Raw genomic sequence first — 14519 nt, forward strand, 5'->3', positions numbered from 1 at the left:
CTTGCGCGACCGACCCGGCTTGCCGGCAGAATGGACGATGCTTCGACCTTTCTTCCGGTTCAGGGCCTGAACGCGATGCCGTCCGTCAACAGTGCGTACTTCCTCGACCGGCCCGGCCGGGACATCGCCTTCCTGCTGTTTCCCAAGTTCTCGATGCTGGCCTTCACCTGCGCGGTGGAGCCGCTGAGGGTCGCCAACCAGATGATGGGACGGGCCTGCTACCGTTGGAGCACGGTTTCGGCGGGGGGCGATACGGTGATGGCGAGCAACGGCATGACCCTCGTGCCCGACAGGCGGCTGGAGGAGGTCGGCGCGCCCGGCATGGTGATCCTGTGCGCCGGCTTCGATCCTCAGGACTCCTTCAGCGACACCCTGGCCCCTCCGCTTCGCCGTCTCGACCGGCAGGGCACCATCCTGGGCGCCATCGACAGCGGAAGCCTTCTGCTGGCCCGCACCGGCCTGCTCGACGGGCATGCCGCCACGACCCATTGGGAGTGCCTGGACAGTCTTGCCGAACAGTACCCCCGGGTGGACGTCCAGCCGTCGATATTCGTCATCGACCGCAGGCGGCTGACCTGCGCCGGCGGAACGGCGGCCCTGGACATGATGCTACACCTGATCCGCATCGATTGCGGCCACCGCGTCGCCGTCGGCGTCTCCGAGCAGTTCATCCATCCCACCATCCGGGAGGCCGGGTCCAGCCAGCGGGCGGACGTGCCCCAGCGGCTCGGGGTCTGCCATCCCAAGCTGGCCGCCGCCGTCCGGATCATGGAGCGGAACCTGGAGGAACCGCTGGCGCTCCAGGCGCTGGCCGAACGGGCGGGGCTGTCGCTCCGGCAGATGGAGCGGCTGTTCCATGGAGCACTCGGCCAGTCGCCCACCAGCTATTATCTCTGGCTGAGGGTCGAGCGGGCGCGGTCGCTGGTGCTGTACTCCGACCATTCCCTGGCGGAGATCGCGGTCGCCTGCGGCTTCGGCAGCTACGAGGGTTTCTCCCGGACATACCGGCGCCATGCCGGAGCCAGTCCCAGCAGGGACAGGGCGACGGCCCGGCTCCAGCCGGCGCCCGCCGCCACGACGGTCAGGATGGGAACCTGAAGGGCGAGGCCGCGACGGCGCGCGCTCCGTCCTCCAGCGCCTGGGCGGCTGTCGGGACCAGCCGGCTCCAATGGAGGAAGCCGTGGGGGACGCCGTCGTAGACGCGCAGCTCGGCACGGCCGCCCGCCTGCCGCAGGGCATCGGCCAGGGCGAGGCTGTCGTCGAGCAGGGGATCCAGCGCCGCCGCCCCGATGAAGGCGGGTGGCAGGCCGGCGAGGTCGGACGCCAGGAGGTCCATCGCTTCCCCGTCGGGGGACGCTTCGGAGCCCAGGTAGCTGGACTCGTAGAACCGAAGCTCGTCGGGGGGCAGTCCGTAGACCGGGTCGGCGAAGCGCCGCCGGGACTCCGACTCCTTCAGCCCGTAGAGGCCGTAATAGAGCAGCATGAACCTGACGGTGTCCGGCCGCCGGTCCCGGAGGCGGAGCGCCGCGGCGAGCGCCAGGTGGGCGCCGGCGGAATCCCCGCCGATCCCCAGCCGGCCGGGATCGATGCCGGGAACGGCCAGACCTTCCGCGAGGGCGACGAAGGCCTGTTCCACCGTGTCGAGCGCCGCCGGATAGCGATGCTCCGGGGAGAGCGGGTAGTCCAGCCCGACGACGATTGCTCCGGACCGGCGGCACAGCTGCCGCATGATCCGGTCGTGGGACTCCAGCGAGCCGACGACGAAGCCGCCGCCGTGGAGGAACACCAGCGCCGGCAGGGACTCGCCGGCATCCGGGCGGTACACCCGGATTCCGACCGGGCCGTCCTCCAGTTCCAGGACCGCGTCGGCTGCGGAATGCAGGTCGATGACCGGCCGGTTCCACCAGGACCGTTCCGTCTCGTAGGCGCTGCGCATCGCCGCGATCCCCTCGCCCGCGGCGGGCGCGCGCGCCGCGGCGATCCGCAGCGCCTCGGCGACCCCGGGGGCGAACCGGTCAGGAGGCAATGCCGAGGGCCGACTTGACGGCGGGCAGGCCGGGCTTGCCGTCCAGGGCGGTCACCCCGGCCAGCCAGGAATCCAGCACCTGCGGATTCTTCCGCATCCACGTCTCGACCGCCTCCTTGGGATCCATCCGGTCGTTCAGGATCATGACCATCATCTCGTTTTCCATCGGGACGGAGAACACGAGCTGCTTCAGGAACGTGCCGAGGTTGGGGCAGGCCTCATCCAGCCCGGCCCTGGTCAGGGTCCGGACCGTGGCACTGCCGCGGTTGGGTCCGAAATACTCCTCGCCGCCGTCCAGATAGCCCATCGGCAGCTTGACGTTCATCGGATGGGGCGCCCAGCCCAGGAACACCGCCCATTCGTCGCGGCGGACGGCCCGGTCGACCGAGGCCAGCATCGCCGCCTCGCTGGATTCGACCAGCTTCCAGTCGCCCAGCCCGTAGGCGTCGTCCTCGATCATCTTCTGGATCTTCGCATTGGCCGACGATCCCGGCTCGATGCTGTTGATGGTGCGTTTGAACTTTTCGGCATTCTTGTCGAGATCGGCGAAGGTCTTCACGCCGGCGTCCGCCGCCGCCTTGTTGACCGCCAACGTCGTCGTGGCGCCTTCGAGATTGACCGCCGCGACGTCGATCTGGCCGCCATCGATGTATTTCCGGGTCATCTCCTCCTGTGCCGGCATCCAGTTGCCGAGGAAGGCGTCGATGTTCTTGGACCGAAGCCCCTCGATCGAGACGGCGACCGACAGGTTCACGACGCTGGGCTGGTATCCCAGGGCGGCCAGGATGACCGAGGCCGTGGTGGTCGTGGCGGTGATGTCGGTCCAGCCCGGATCGGACATCCTGACCGTCCTGCATTCGGCGGGCTCGGCGGCCGGGGCCGCGGCGGGCCAGAAGGAAAGGCCGCACAGGGCGATGCCGGCGGCGGCCATCAGGCGGGCGGTTCTCGGAGGCATGTTCAATCTCCCTGTTCTTGGTTGCGTTGAGGTGAAGGCGGAACCCAGCGGTCCGGGAGGACGGGGCAGCTGGCGCCGCCGGCTTCCGCGAGAGACCGGATGGTGCGGAACACCGCGGGATCGAACGGGGCCGCGCGCGGCCCGGGCTTCGCCACGGAGAGCAGGACCAGCTCCGTCCGCGCCGCCGGCTCGTCGCATCCGGCACGGTGCATGGCGTGATGGACCAGCATGCGCTTCGCATCGGCCCCGCAGACCCAGGTGCGGATCTCCACCTCCTCGCCGCAGGCGACCTCGCCGAGATAACGGATGCGGGCATCCACCGTGTAGACGGATCGCCCGGTGCGGGTCCGGAAGTCCCCGTCCATGCCGATGGCGTCCAGCAGGGCATCCGTCGCATGGCCGAAGATCAGCACATAGTAGGCTTCGCTGAGGTGGCCGTTGTAATCGATCCATTCCGGAACCACGCGGGCGCGGTGGAGGCGCAGCGGCGCCGTGCCGTTCATGGCGCTACCGGATCCGCGGACTCCGCCCGGCGCTCGTGCCGCAGCGGGGCAAGGACCTCGATCAGCCGGACCAGGCAGTCGTCCCGCCAGCGCTCCAGTTCCTTGACGGTCCGGCCGTCGGCCTGGACCGCCGTTCCCTCCACCATCCGGTCGTGGAGCTCCCGCGTCAGCTCCGGGGCCTCCAGCTTCGTCCAGGGCAGCTTCAGCGCCGGGCCGAACTGGTCCAGCATGTGGGCCATGCCGCCCTCGCCGCCGGCCAGGTGGAAGGTCAGGCAGGTCCCCATGAAGGCGTAGCGCAGGCCCGGACCGTAGATGATCGCGTCGTCGATATCCTCGGTGGTGGCGACGCCCTGGTCGACCAGGTGGAGCGCCTCGCGCCACATCGCCTCCTGGAGGCGGTCGGACAGGTAACCCTCGATCTCCTTGCGGATCTTCAGCGGCCGCATGCCGATGGAGCGGTAGAATCCTGCCGCCCGTTCCACGACATCGCGGGACGTAAGCTCGCCGGGCACGATCTCGACCAGCGGCAGCAGATAGACCGGATTGAACGGATGGCCGATCACCACCCTTTCGGGATGCCGGCAATCCGCCTGGATCCGGGACGGCAGCAGCCCGGACGAGCTGGACGCGATGACGGTGCCGGGAGCGCAGCCCGCGTCGATCTCCGCCAGCAGCCTGCGCTTCAGGTCCTCGCGCTCGGGCGCGTTCTCCTGGACGAAGTCGGCTTCCGCGGCGACTTCCGCGACGGAACGGGCGAAGCGTAGCCGGTCCCGGCCTGCGCCCTGGGCAAGGCCCGTGCGTTCCAGGGCCGGCCAGGCATTCGCGACGGCGGCCCGCAGGGCGTCCTCGGCCCCGGGCGCCGGGTCGAAGGCGACCACGTCGAGCCCATGGGCGAGGGCGCGGGCCGCCCAGCCGCTGCCGATGACGCCGCCGCCGACCAGACCGAGCGTGCGGATGGGAAAGGATTGGGTCATTTCGCGTCTTTCCTGAGTATTCGCTTAACCGCGGGGGGCGGGAAGCCCCAGGATCTCGCGGGCTTCGGCCGGGCCGGCCACCTGCGAGCCCAGCGCCTCGACGATCGTCACGGCACGGTCGACCAGGCTGCCGTTGCTGGCATGGACTCCGCGGTCCAGGTAGAGGTTGTCTTCCAGCCCGACGCGGACGTTGCCGCCGAGCAGGACGGCCTGGGCGGCCATCGGCATCTGCATCCTGCCGATGCCGAAGCCTGCCCAGACGCTGCCGGCCGGCAGCATGTCGCGGAGCGCCAGCATCATCCTCGGTTCGGGCGGAAGACCCCACGGAATGCCCATGCAGAACTGGAACAGCGGCGGCGCGTCGAGCAGCCCCTCGGCCAGCATCCGCTTGGCGAACCACAGGTTCCCGGTATCGAAGATCTCCAGCTCCGGCTTGACGCCCAGGCGCTGGATGATCGCGGCCTGTCGGCGCAGCATGTCCGGCGTCGAGACATAGACCAGCGAGCCGTCGCCGAAGTTGAGCGAGCCGCAGTCCAGCGTGCAGATCTCGGGCAGCAGTTCGGCCACATGGGCCGCCCGCGCCCCGGCACCGACCAGGTCGGTGCCGGGACCGAACCGCGCCGGGTCATGGTCCGGGCCGATCGCCAGGTCGCCGCCCATGCCGGCGGTCAGGTTGACGATCACGTCGGTTCCGCTGGCCCGGATCCGCTCCATGACCTCTCGGTACAGGGCCGGGTCGCGGCTCGGCTTGCCGGTTCCGGGATCGCGGACATGGATGTGGGCGACCGCGGCGCCTGCCGATGCGGCCTCGACCGCCGCGGCCGCGATCTGCTCCGGGGTGACCGGGATGGCGGGATGTTTGCCGACCGTATCGCCGGCGCCGGTCACGGCGCAGGTGATGACGACCCGGCGGTTGATCTCTGTCGAATTGGCCATGGCGGGTACCGCTGCTCGGCGTTGCTGAAGCTCCGGGGCGGGAGCGATCCCGACCCGGAGCCCCAGTCTGCGCCGACGGCGGCGGTCCGCTTGACCGGAACCGTCATGCGCCTGACCGCAGGCGACATGACGGCCCGGAAAACGCCGTCGGACGGCGAGGGGTCACCCGATGATGGCGCCGAGCAGCAGGACCATGGCGAAGCCGACCAGCGACACGATGGTGACCGCGACCGTCCAGGACTGGAGGGTTTCCTTCTCGGTCAGGCCGAAGAAGCGGTTGACCAGCCAGAAGCCGCTGTCGTTGACGTGGCTGAGGATCGTGCCGCCCGCCGCGATGGCGATGGTGGCGAGCGCGAGCTGCGGTCCCTCGACGTTGTTCTGCTGCAGGATCGGCCCGATGAGGCCGGCCGCCGTCACCATGGCGACCGTCGCGGAGCCCTGGGCGACCCGGATCAGCGCGGCCACCACGAAGGCCAGGACCAGATAGGGGAGGCCGGACGCCGACATCATGTCGCCGAGCACCTGGCCGACGCCGCTGTCGATCAGGACCTGCTTGAACACGCCGCCGGCACCCGTCACCAGGATGATGATGCCCGCCGGTTCCAGCGCCTTGTTGACGATGTCCTGGATCTCCTCCTTGCCGTAGCCGCGGCGGGAGCCGAGCACCACCATCGCCACCAGGGTCGCGATGAGCAGCGCCGAATAGGGATGGCCGATGAATCCCAGGAACGAGCGCAGGGCGTTCCCTTCCTCCAGCAGGATGGCCGAGGTGGTGCTGATCAGGATCAGGAGCAGCGGCGTCAGGATGATCGCCAGCACCTGGCCGAAGCTGGGCAGCTCGCGGCTCTCGTCGATGTCCTTCAGGATGACGTAGTCGGGCACGCCCTTGGTGATCCGCTTGGAGATGTAGCTGCCCCAGACCGGTCCGGCCAGGATCATGGCGGGCAGGCCGCAGATCGCGCCGTAAAGGATCACCCATCCCAGGTCGGCGCCCAGAAGGTCCGCCACCGCGATCGGGCCGGGCGTCGGCGGGATGAAGGCGTGGGTCACGGCGCCGCCGGCCACCAGCGGAATTCCGTAATAGAGCAGCGGGCGGCCGCTGTCGCGGGCCAGCCTGTACAGGATCGGCACGAGGATGACGATCGCCACGTCCAGGAACACCGGGATCGAGACGATGAAGCCGGTCAGGCCGAGCGCCCACTGGACCTTGTCGTCGCCGAAGCGCCGCACCAGCGTACGGGCCAGCCGTTCGGCGCCGCCGGACACTTCGAGCATCTGCCCGAACATGGCGCCGAGGCCGACCACCACCGCGACGAAGCCGAGCGTGCCGCCCATGCCGCGTTCGACCGACTTGATCACGTCGCCGAGGGGCATCCCTGCCGCGACGCCGACCATGAGGCTGACCAGCAGCAGCGTGACGAACGCGTGAAGCCTTACCCTGATGACCAGATAAAGCAGTGCGGAGATACCGGCCGCCGCGACCAGGATCAGATAAGTTCCCGACATCCCGTCACCGTCGCCGAAGCAGGCAAAGGAACTCGCTTCTGTACACCGTAGGCATTTTTCCCCTCCCCTGGTTGCCCTTTGGACTAGGACATGGCTTGAAAACGCCGGAAGGAGCAGCGGGTTCCATGCTGGCCGGAGGACCTGCCGCGGCTCAGCCACCCGGCGGAGCGTGGCCTGCCATCGCCGGCGGGCGGCAGCGGAGGCAGGCTCGGTATCCAGCCGCTTCCGCTTCGGTTCCGCTCGCGAAGAACACGACGTTCTCCTGCTTCGGCCGGCGTGACGGGCAGGAGGGGCGGCAGAAAACGCCCGTCGTCCTCACGGCATAGACGAAGGTGCCGTCGGCGGACCTGTCGCGCGCGAGCAGGCTGGCCCACCGCAAGTCGGCTTCCGGGTCGCGGGGCAAGGCTGCGTTGGCGTCGGGAGCGGGCATGCTGATCTCCTTTGCCAGCCGGATCTGAAGACGACCGGGCGGCGATGATGCGGACACGATGACGCTACATCTATTCCGGATACGCGCCTGCCGCATTCCGATCCTTGCGCCTGGACCCAGGTCGCTCGGTCGTCCCGTGGCGGATCAATGCTAGACCCTGCGGATACCAATCCAGGTTATGGTTGCGCATATACCTATGGCTCTGCGGTCCCACGCGGAATTGTATAAAAGTAAGGAAGATAGGTACTCAAATGGGACGCAACCTGGCAATCTCCAATGACAGCGTTGACGTTTCGTGTTTGCATGAACACGGTACTGCAATGCCAGATTTGTATATTTGATCGTATCCTTGTTTTTTGGCCGCCATCGGCCTTCGAAGCCACGCCAAAAAGAAACAGAACGGGAGCCGACGATGCGGAAGGATGGAACGAACGGTCCGGACGTTCTGGTTGGAACGCCGAAGGACGACGTACTCAACGGACTGGCAGGCAACGACATCATCAGGGGGCTGGCCGGATCGGACGTGCTGAACGGGGGGAGCGGCAGGGACGATCTCCGGGGGGGCGCCGGCAACGATGTCCTTCGGGGAGGGGCAGGCCGCGACAGCCTTTACGGGGGGAGCGGAGCCGACAGGCTCTTCGGCGGGGCCGGCAACGATTATCTCGACGGCGGTACCGGTGCCGACAAACTCCACGGGGGGGATGGAAACGACATCCTGGTATGGAATACCGGACCGGTCGAACTGCGGGACCAGTTCGTTCCCGGTCCCGAACTGGACGGCGGCGCCGGCCGGGACACGCTGCGCGTCAACAGCGAGGTGCTCCATTACATCGATGATTTCGAGGGGGGATGGGACGGCCCGTTCCGGGGCGAGGTCGGAATCCTGGCAGAGGAGGGGACTCTGAGCCTGCTGGTCGGCAATTCCACGCCGGAGGATGCGCCGTACATCTTCGCCCCCGTCGACGGCATCGAGCGTTTCGAGATTTCCAGCCTGGGGCGGGTCGTCATCGAGACGCGGGGCGAGCAGGAGATCGATTACACCGTCCTCGCGACCCGGCACGACGACTTCCTGGTCGGAGGATCCGGCCGACAGGTGCTATTCGGCAGGAACGGCGACGACGTCATCGGCGGCGGCGACGGTGACGACGAACTCTATGGCGGGGCCGGGAAGGATTGGATCAGCGGCGGCGCCGGCGTGGACTGGATGGTCGGAGGATCCGGCGACGACGTGTTCAGCGACTATCTGCCCGATATGCTGGGGGAGACGATCTCCCGGTTCGAAGGGGCGGGCAGGGCGGGCGGAGACACGCTCGAACTGCAGCTGCCCGCCACTCCGGACAGGATCAAGGTCACGGAAGGCGCCGGCTTCACGACCTTCGACTTCCTGGACGACGATACCGACGCGGTGCTGACGGTGGACGCGTCCGGCCTCGTGTTCGGGCTGGATTACTTCTTCGTCTGACGCCGGGCGCTACTCGCGTCCGGTCGTGATCCGCACCCGGGGGAAGGAAACCTCGACGGTTTCGGCATAGCGCTTACCGTTGACTTCGTCGTGCCGCATGAAGTCGGGCGGTTCGATCTTGACGGCGAGGTCGTAGGTACCGTCTCCCGGCACCTTGAGGTTGGCGCCGTAGTGATACAGGCCCGGGTGCCAGACGAACGGCATCCGGGTCGGCCCGACCACCTCGCCGCTGTCCTTGGTGAGGGTCGCGTAGATCGTCAGATAGGGAATGAAGCGTCCGTCACCCGCGTCGGAGACGGAGACTTCCAGGTGGCAGTTCTCATCCTCCGGCTCCATCCATTCCAGCTTGCCCTCGCCGCGCAGGTGGTACATGCCCTCGGCGCGTTCCTGGGCGAAGCCCACGATGTAGTCGCCGGCCTGCTGGGTGCCGCCGGTGTCGGCGACCTCGGTCGCCATGACGCGCAGGCCTTCCTGGTATGCGGCTCCCTCGCGCCGGGCGATGGCGAGCTGCTTGCTGTTGGCCTCGTCGCTGGGGCGTTCGCGGTGAGGGTTCGCGGTCATCTGGCTTCGCTCTCCTGTTCGGGGTTGCCGTATCGATCCGTCTCGGGGACGGACCGTCTCTCCTGGAACACGCGAACTGGCCACGGGGAGCCGTCGCTCGCGAATTGGAGTCTTCCGGGCAGGCGGGATACCACGATCGAAACGGCGCATCGCGGCGCCCATCCGTTGTTGGTCGGCACGTGGACGCATCGCGTTCACCCTACGAAACACTCGCGGAAGCAACGCCATGGATCCGAACGACACCACCAGTTCGCCGTCCCGTCGCGCCGTCCTCGGCGGAATGGGCGCAGGGATGGCCGCCGCAGCCGCTATGCCGGGAATATCCCCGGCGGCCGCGCAGCAGGCCGGGGGCGCCGCCGCCGTTCCGCCGCAGGCAGCCAAGCGGAACCCGCTGACCCAGTATCCGAAACCGCCATTTCCTCAGCAGCAGCAGGAGCCGCCGGGGCTCGCCTCGAAGATGGAGCCGCGGCCCGACCATGGCGAGAAGAGCTACAGGGGTGCCGGCAAGCTGATCGGCCGCAAGGCGCTGGTCACCGGCGGCGACAGCGGCATCGGCCGCGCCGCGGCCATCGCGTTCGCCCGCGAGGGGGCCGACGTCGCGATCAACTACCTTCCCGTGGAGGAGCCGGACGCCCGCGAGGTCGTGCAACTGATCGAGGCGGAAGGCCGGAAGGCGGTCGCGATCCCCGGCGACGTCCGGGACGAGGGCTTCTGCGGCCAACTCGTCGCCAGGGCCGTCGAGGGGCTCGGCGGGCTGGACATCCTGGTGAACAACGCGGCCCAGCAGGCGTCGCGGCAGTCGATCCTGGACATCACCACCGAGCAGTTCGATTCGACGTTCAAGACCAACGTCTACGCGATGTTCTGGATCACCAAGGCGGCCCTGCCGCACCTCGCCGAGGGAGCGACGATCATCAACACGTCGTCGATCCAGGCTTACGAGCCCTCGGCGAACCTGCTCGATTATGCCCAGACCAAGGCCTGCATCGTCTCCTTCACCAAGGCCATGGCGAAGCAGCTCGTCCAGAAGGGGATCCGGGTGAACGCGGTGGCGCCCGGCCCGTTCTGGACGCCGCTCCAGCCGAGCGGCGGGCAGCCGCCGGACAAGATCACGACTTTCGGGGAGGATTCACCGTTCGGCCGGCCCGGACAGCCCGCGGAACTGGGACCGACCTATGTCCTGCTCGCCTCCCAGGAGTCCAGCTTCGTCACCGGCGAGGTGTACGGCGCGACCGGCGGCAACCCGACCCCGTAGGCCCGTCCTCCGTCAGTCCCGGCCGGTGCGGACCACCACCAGGGTGTCCGTGCCGGATTCCGACGCCCATGAGCATCATCAGGGCGGTTCCGGCAATCGATGTCTTCCGCATGGAAAACGAGTGGTGCCGCCCAGTGATTCTGATGAGTTCTGTGGAGCGGAGTGGCGTTGGTCGGCCTTCGGCCGAGGCCGACCTACGGCAAACCGATCATGATCACTGTGCCGAGCCACCAGCTTCTCCGACAGGCCGTCCCTGACAGATAGGTGGATCCCCAATCAACGCCTTCAACCAAAGAGTATATGCTTAAGACTATGTGTCAATTCTTCCGAAAACATGCAAAAAAATAGGCCGTCCTTAGGGACGGCCTGGAGTCTAGGGAGGAAACGCCCAAGAAGGCGTATGCGGTATCACTACCGCACTGCAAAAACGGACCAGGGCCGATTTGGTTCACTGGAAAAATGGCGCGGAATCCGATTTTCGCGCTTTTTCTTCCGTGCCGGAACGTCCGCCGGGTCAGGTCCGCTTCGCTCCGCCACCGATGGCGATCACGGCGACGATGATGATGCCCGTCGCGACGAGGCGAACTCCGGCGCTCAGGCCGAAGGTGTTCAGCATCGTCACGATCAGGAACAGCAGCAGCGCGGCGCCCCAGATCCCCAGCGGCTCGGCACGGCCGCCGGCCACGCTGGTCCCGCCGATCACGGTGACCGCGATGGAGGCGAGCAGGTACTCTTCCCCCATGTTCAGCGACGACCCGCCGGAGAACCCCGCCAGCAGGGTTCCGCACAGGCCGGCCAGGGTGGCCGACGCGACGGAGGTCGTCAGCCGCGTCCATGCCACCGGAGTGCCGGCCAGCCGGGCCGCCCTCGGGTTCTGGCCCAGCGCCAGCAGCGTGCGGCCATAGACGGTGCGCGACAGGACCAGCAGCACCAGCGCGGTCAGCGCCGCCGCGACCAGAGCCAGGTTGGGGACGCCCAGCGTGCGGCCGGTGCAGAAGTCGGCGAACACCGGCGGCGGCTTGATCTTCAGCCCCCGGCCGTAGGCGATCGCGACGGACTGGACGATCAGCGCGCTGGACAAGGTGGCGATGATCGGCGGGATCCGCAGCAGCCGGATCAGCAGGTAGTTGGCGACCCCCAGCAGCATGGCGGCACCCAGCGCGGCGGCGAGGCCGGCGGCGATCAGGGCGTCGCTGCCGTCCATCACCTTCATGGCGATGGCGCCGGACAGCGAGATGGCCGCCGGGATCGACAAGTCCACGTTGCCGGGGCCGGAGGTGATCACCAGCATCTGCCCGAGCCCGACGATCACGAACAATGCCGAGAAGGTCACCGCCGCCGCCGCGATCTCCACCGCACCCTGTCCGCCGGAATAGGCCAGGGTGATCGCCAGGATCGCCGCGGCCGCCGCCAGCGGCCACACCCAGACCGGCACCGCCATCCGGTGCTTCGGCGACAGGGCGGTCATGCCCGTTCCTCCGCCCGGTTCAGCACGGCGCGGAGCGCCAGCACGACGATGAGGATCGCCCCCTGGGCGCCGATCTGCCAGTCCGGCGGGATGTGCATGAAGGTCAGGAAGGAACCGGCCAGCGTCAGCGTCATGGCGCCCAGGACGGCGCCGACGGGATTGACCCGGCCGCCGGTGAACTCGCCTCCCCCCAGGATCACCCCGGCGATCGACATCAGCGTGTAGCGGAGCGCCATGTTGGCGTCGCCCGAGGTGGTCAGGCCCACCAGGGCGAGGCCGGACAGGGTGCCCAGGCCGCCGGCGATCAGGTACAGCGTCACCCGCGCCCGCAGCAGCGACCATCCCGCGTTCGCCAGGGCCTTGGGGTTGCCGCCGGCGCCCCGCAGGATCGTTCCGAAGGACGATCGCATCAGCAGGTGGAGGGCGATGCCCAGCGCCGCCGCGTAGAGGATCGGCAGCGGCACGTAGTCGGGCTTCCACTTCATGACGGCGGTCAGGTATTCCGGCGCGCGTCCCCCAGGGGTCGGCAGGATCAGGACGGCGAGCCCGGTCCAGATGAAGGACAGCCCCAGGGTCACCACGATGGAGGGCAGGTTGCGCCAGTGGATCAGGGCGCCGACCAGCCCGTAGGCCGCGACGGCGGCGGCCAGCGCCAGCACGCCCAGGAAAGGCGTCTGGTGGAGCAGCGTCGCCGCGATGCAGGCGCACAGGCCGACGAAGCTGCCGATCGACAGGTCCAGGTCGCCGACGGTGATGACGCAGAGCTGGGCCAGGGTCGCCAGGATCACCGGGACCGCCAGGTTCAGCAGAAGCGTCAGGCCGACATAGCTCATGGCGCGCGGCTGCTGGGAGAAGATCACCGTCAGCATCAGCGCCAGGGCGATCGCTGGCAGCAAGGTCCGGAGCAGCCTGACCGGATCGATCCGGGTGCCGCGTCGGACGGCGGGAGCGGCCGGGGCGCTCATGCGGCGTCCTCCCCTTCGGCGTAGGAGGCGCGCAGGATCGAGGCTTCGGTCATCCGGTCACGCGGCAGGTGGGCGACGATCCGGCCCTGGTGGAACACATAGACGCGGTCGCAGTGGAACAGCTCCTCCATCTCGGTCGAGTACCAGAGGAAAGTCCGGCCGCGCTCGGCTTCCGCCCGGATGAAACGGTAGACTTCCGACTTGGTCGAGATGTCGACGCCGCGCATGGGATCGTCCATCAGGATGATCCCGGCATCCGACGCCAGCGCGCGGGCGAACAGCGCCTTTTGCTGGTTGCCGCCCGACAGCGACAGGATGCCCAGGTCCAGGTCGGGCGTCCGGATGCCGATCCGTTCCCGCCAGGTCCGGGCCAGCGCCGCTTCGCGCGCCGGGTCGATCAGGCCGGCCCGGCGCAGGTTCGCCAGCGAGCGGACGGAAATGTTGCGGGCGATGGACCAGAGCGGGAAGACCCCGTCGGACTGGCGGTCGCCCGGGACCAGGGCGACCGGGCTCTCCACCACGGTCGAAGGGTCCCTGCGGCCCCGGGCGTCGAACAGGCGGAGCAGCATGGCCGTCTGCCCATGTCCCGCCAGCCCGGCGAGGCCCACGATGTCGCCCCTGTCGGCCGTCAGGTCGATGCCGCCGGGGACCGGCGATCCGGCCAGCACGGCGCGCGGCCTGCCTGCCGGCCGGACCGGGCGCGCGGTTCCCGGCCCGCCCGGCTGCTGTTCCTCGGCGCCCATGCTCTCGACGATGGCCTTCCGGCCGAGGCCGGATGCCGGCCGGTCCAGCACGACCAGTCCCTCGCGCATCACCACGACCCGCTCGGCGGCGGCCAGGATCTCCGGCAGGATATGGGAGATGAAGACGGTGGCGACGCCCCGCTGGTCGGCGTGGCGCAGGAAGGTCAGGAGCTGTTCCGCCGCCGTGGCGTCCAGAGACGAGGTCGGCTCGTCCAGGATCACCAGGCGCAGCGGCGTGTCCGTGACCGTGAAGGCCCGCGCGATCTCCACCATCTGCCGGCGGCCCAGCGTCAGGTCGGCCACGGTCGCCCCGGGATCGACGCCGTGGCCGGGGAAGATCGCGTCGAGCTGGCCGAGGATCAGCCCGGCCGCCCGGCGGCGCCAGCCCCAGCCGCGGAGCTTCGGGTGAAGCACCCGGACATTCTCGGCGACGCTGAGGTTAGGGCAGAGGGAGAGTTCCTGGAAGACGCAGCGCACGCCCATCCCGCCGGCGACGGCGGTGCCGTAGTCGGCGACCTCCCGCCCGTCGGCGGCGATGGTGCCCGCGTCGGGGCGAAGCACCCCGGCCAGGACATGCATCAGCGTGGATTTGCCGGCCCCGTTGTGGCCAACCAGGCCCAGGCGCTCGCCCGGCGCGATGGCGAGGCTCACGCCGGCCAGCGCGCGGACGGCGCCGAAGCTCTTGCGGACGCCGTCGAGCCGCAGGGCCGCTTCGGTGCCGGTCTTCATCAATGT

The 14519-nt window shown here is 68.8% G+C and carries 14 protein-coding genes; 3 read left to right on the plus strand and 11 right to left on the minus strand.

Annotated features, from left to right (window positions below; all coding sequences use genetic code 11):
- The first annotated feature begins 30 nt into the window (after nt 1-30).
- Nucleotides 31-1098, plus strand: a complete 1068-nt coding sequence (locus IGS68_RS11345) for a GlxA family transcriptional regulator (RefSeq protein ID WP_201079996.1) — start codon at nt 31-33, stop codon at nt 1096-1098.
- On the opposite strand, the gene IGS68_RS11350 is transcribed toward IGS68_RS11345, so the two are convergent.
- The 7 genes from IGS68_RS11350 to IGS68_RS11380 all read right to left on the minus strand — a co-directional run bounded on the left by IGS68_RS11350 (nt 1082) and on the right by IGS68_RS11380 (nt 7330).
- On the minus strand, nt 1082-2026 hold the full coding sequence (locus tag IGS68_RS11350; protein ID WP_201079998.1) for an alpha/beta hydrolase fold domain-containing protein: 945 nt from the start codon (nt 2024-2026) through the stop codon (nt 1082-1084). The genes IGS68_RS11345 and IGS68_RS11350 overlap by 17 nt on opposite strands.
- A complete protein-coding gene (choX, locus tag IGS68_RS11355; RefSeq protein ID WP_201080000.1) occupies nt 2016-2981 on the minus strand; it encodes a choline ABC transporter substrate-binding protein in 966 nt (321 codons plus the stop codon). Before choX ends, IGS68_RS11350 begins: the two co-directional genes overlap by 11 nt.
- Before the next feature lie 2 nt (nt 2982-2983).
- Nucleotides 2984-3484 (minus strand): thioesterase family protein, encoded by a 501-nt coding sequence (locus IGS68_RS11360; protein ID WP_201080002.1) that lies wholly within the window; start codon nt 3482-3484, stop codon nt 2984-2986.
- The gene (locus IGS68_RS11365) at nt 3481-4458 is read right to left on the minus strand and encodes an L-carnitine dehydrogenase (RefSeq protein WP_201080004.1); all 978 of its coding nucleotides are present in this window, start codon (nt 4456-4458) and stop codon (nt 3481-3483) included. Before IGS68_RS11365 ends, IGS68_RS11360 begins: the two co-directional genes overlap by 4 nt.
- 24 nt (nt 4459-4482) lie before the next feature.
- Nucleotides 4483-5394, minus strand: coding sequence for a beta-keto acid cleavage family enzyme (locus tag IGS68_RS11370; protein ID WP_247881281.1), 912 nt, complete (start codon nt 5392-5394; stop codon nt 4483-4485).
- A 162-nt stretch (nt 5395-5556) separates the two neighbouring features.
- A complete protein-coding gene (locus IGS68_RS11375) occupies nt 5557-6900 on the minus strand; it encodes a GntT/GntP/DsdX family permease (protein ID WP_201080006.1) in 1344 nt (447 codons plus the stop codon).
- Between the two features lie 151 nt (nt 6901-7051).
- Nucleotides 7052-7330 carry an Ada metal-binding domain-containing protein gene (locus IGS68_RS11380; protein ID WP_201080008.1) on the minus strand — a complete coding sequence of 93 codons (279 nt, stop codon included), beginning with the start codon at nt 7328-7330 and terminating at the stop codon, nt 7052-7054.
- Between the two features lie 412 nt (nt 7331-7742).
- On the opposite strand from IGS68_RS11380, the gene IGS68_RS36175 reads away from it, so the two are divergent.
- Nucleotides 7743-8792 carry a calcium-binding protein gene (locus IGS68_RS36175; protein ID WP_201080010.1) on the plus strand — a complete coding sequence of 350 codons (1050 nt, stop codon included), beginning with the start codon at nt 7743-7745 and terminating at the stop codon, nt 8790-8792.
- A 9-nt stretch (nt 8793-8801) separates the two neighbouring features.
- Here the strand turns inward: IGS68_RS36175 and IGS68_RS11390 are convergent, their stop codons facing one another.
- On the minus strand, nt 8802-9353 hold the full coding sequence (locus tag IGS68_RS11390; RefSeq protein ID WP_201080013.1) for an iron transporter: 552 nt from the start codon (nt 9351-9353) through the stop codon (nt 8802-8804).
- 226 nt (nt 9354-9579) lie between these two features.
- Between IGS68_RS11390 and IGS68_RS11395 the strand changes: the two genes are divergently transcribed.
- On the plus strand, nt 9580-10608 hold the full coding sequence (locus IGS68_RS11395) for an SDR family oxidoreductase (RefSeq protein WP_201080015.1): 1029 nt from the start codon (nt 9580-9582) through the stop codon (nt 10606-10608).
- Between the two features lie 514 nt (nt 10609-11122).
- Here IGS68_RS11395 and IGS68_RS11400 read toward each other — a convergent pair.
- From IGS68_RS11400 to IGS68_RS11410, 3 genes are read right to left on the minus strand one after another with little or no spacing between them, the layout of a single operon-like run.
- On the minus strand, nt 11123-12076 hold the full coding sequence (locus tag IGS68_RS11400) for an ABC transporter permease (protein WP_201080017.1): 954 nt from the start codon (nt 12074-12076) through the stop codon (nt 11123-11125).
- A complete protein-coding gene (locus IGS68_RS11405; protein ID WP_201080019.1) occupies nt 12073-13041 on the minus strand; it encodes an ABC transporter permease in 969 nt (322 codons plus the stop codon). Before IGS68_RS11405 ends, IGS68_RS11400 begins: the two co-directional genes overlap by 4 nt.
- A complete protein-coding gene (locus IGS68_RS11410; protein WP_201080021.1) occupies nt 13038-14513 on the minus strand; it encodes a sugar ABC transporter ATP-binding protein in 1476 nt (491 codons plus the stop codon). The genes IGS68_RS11405 and IGS68_RS11410 overlap by 4 nt, the downstream gene beginning before the upstream one ends.
- Nucleotides 14514-14519: the final 6 nt, after the last annotated feature.

The organism is Skermanella sp. TT6 (genome assembly GCF_016653635.2).
Lineage (GTDB): Bacteria > Pseudomonadota > Alphaproteobacteria > Azospirillales > Azospirillaceae > Skermanella > Skermanella cutis.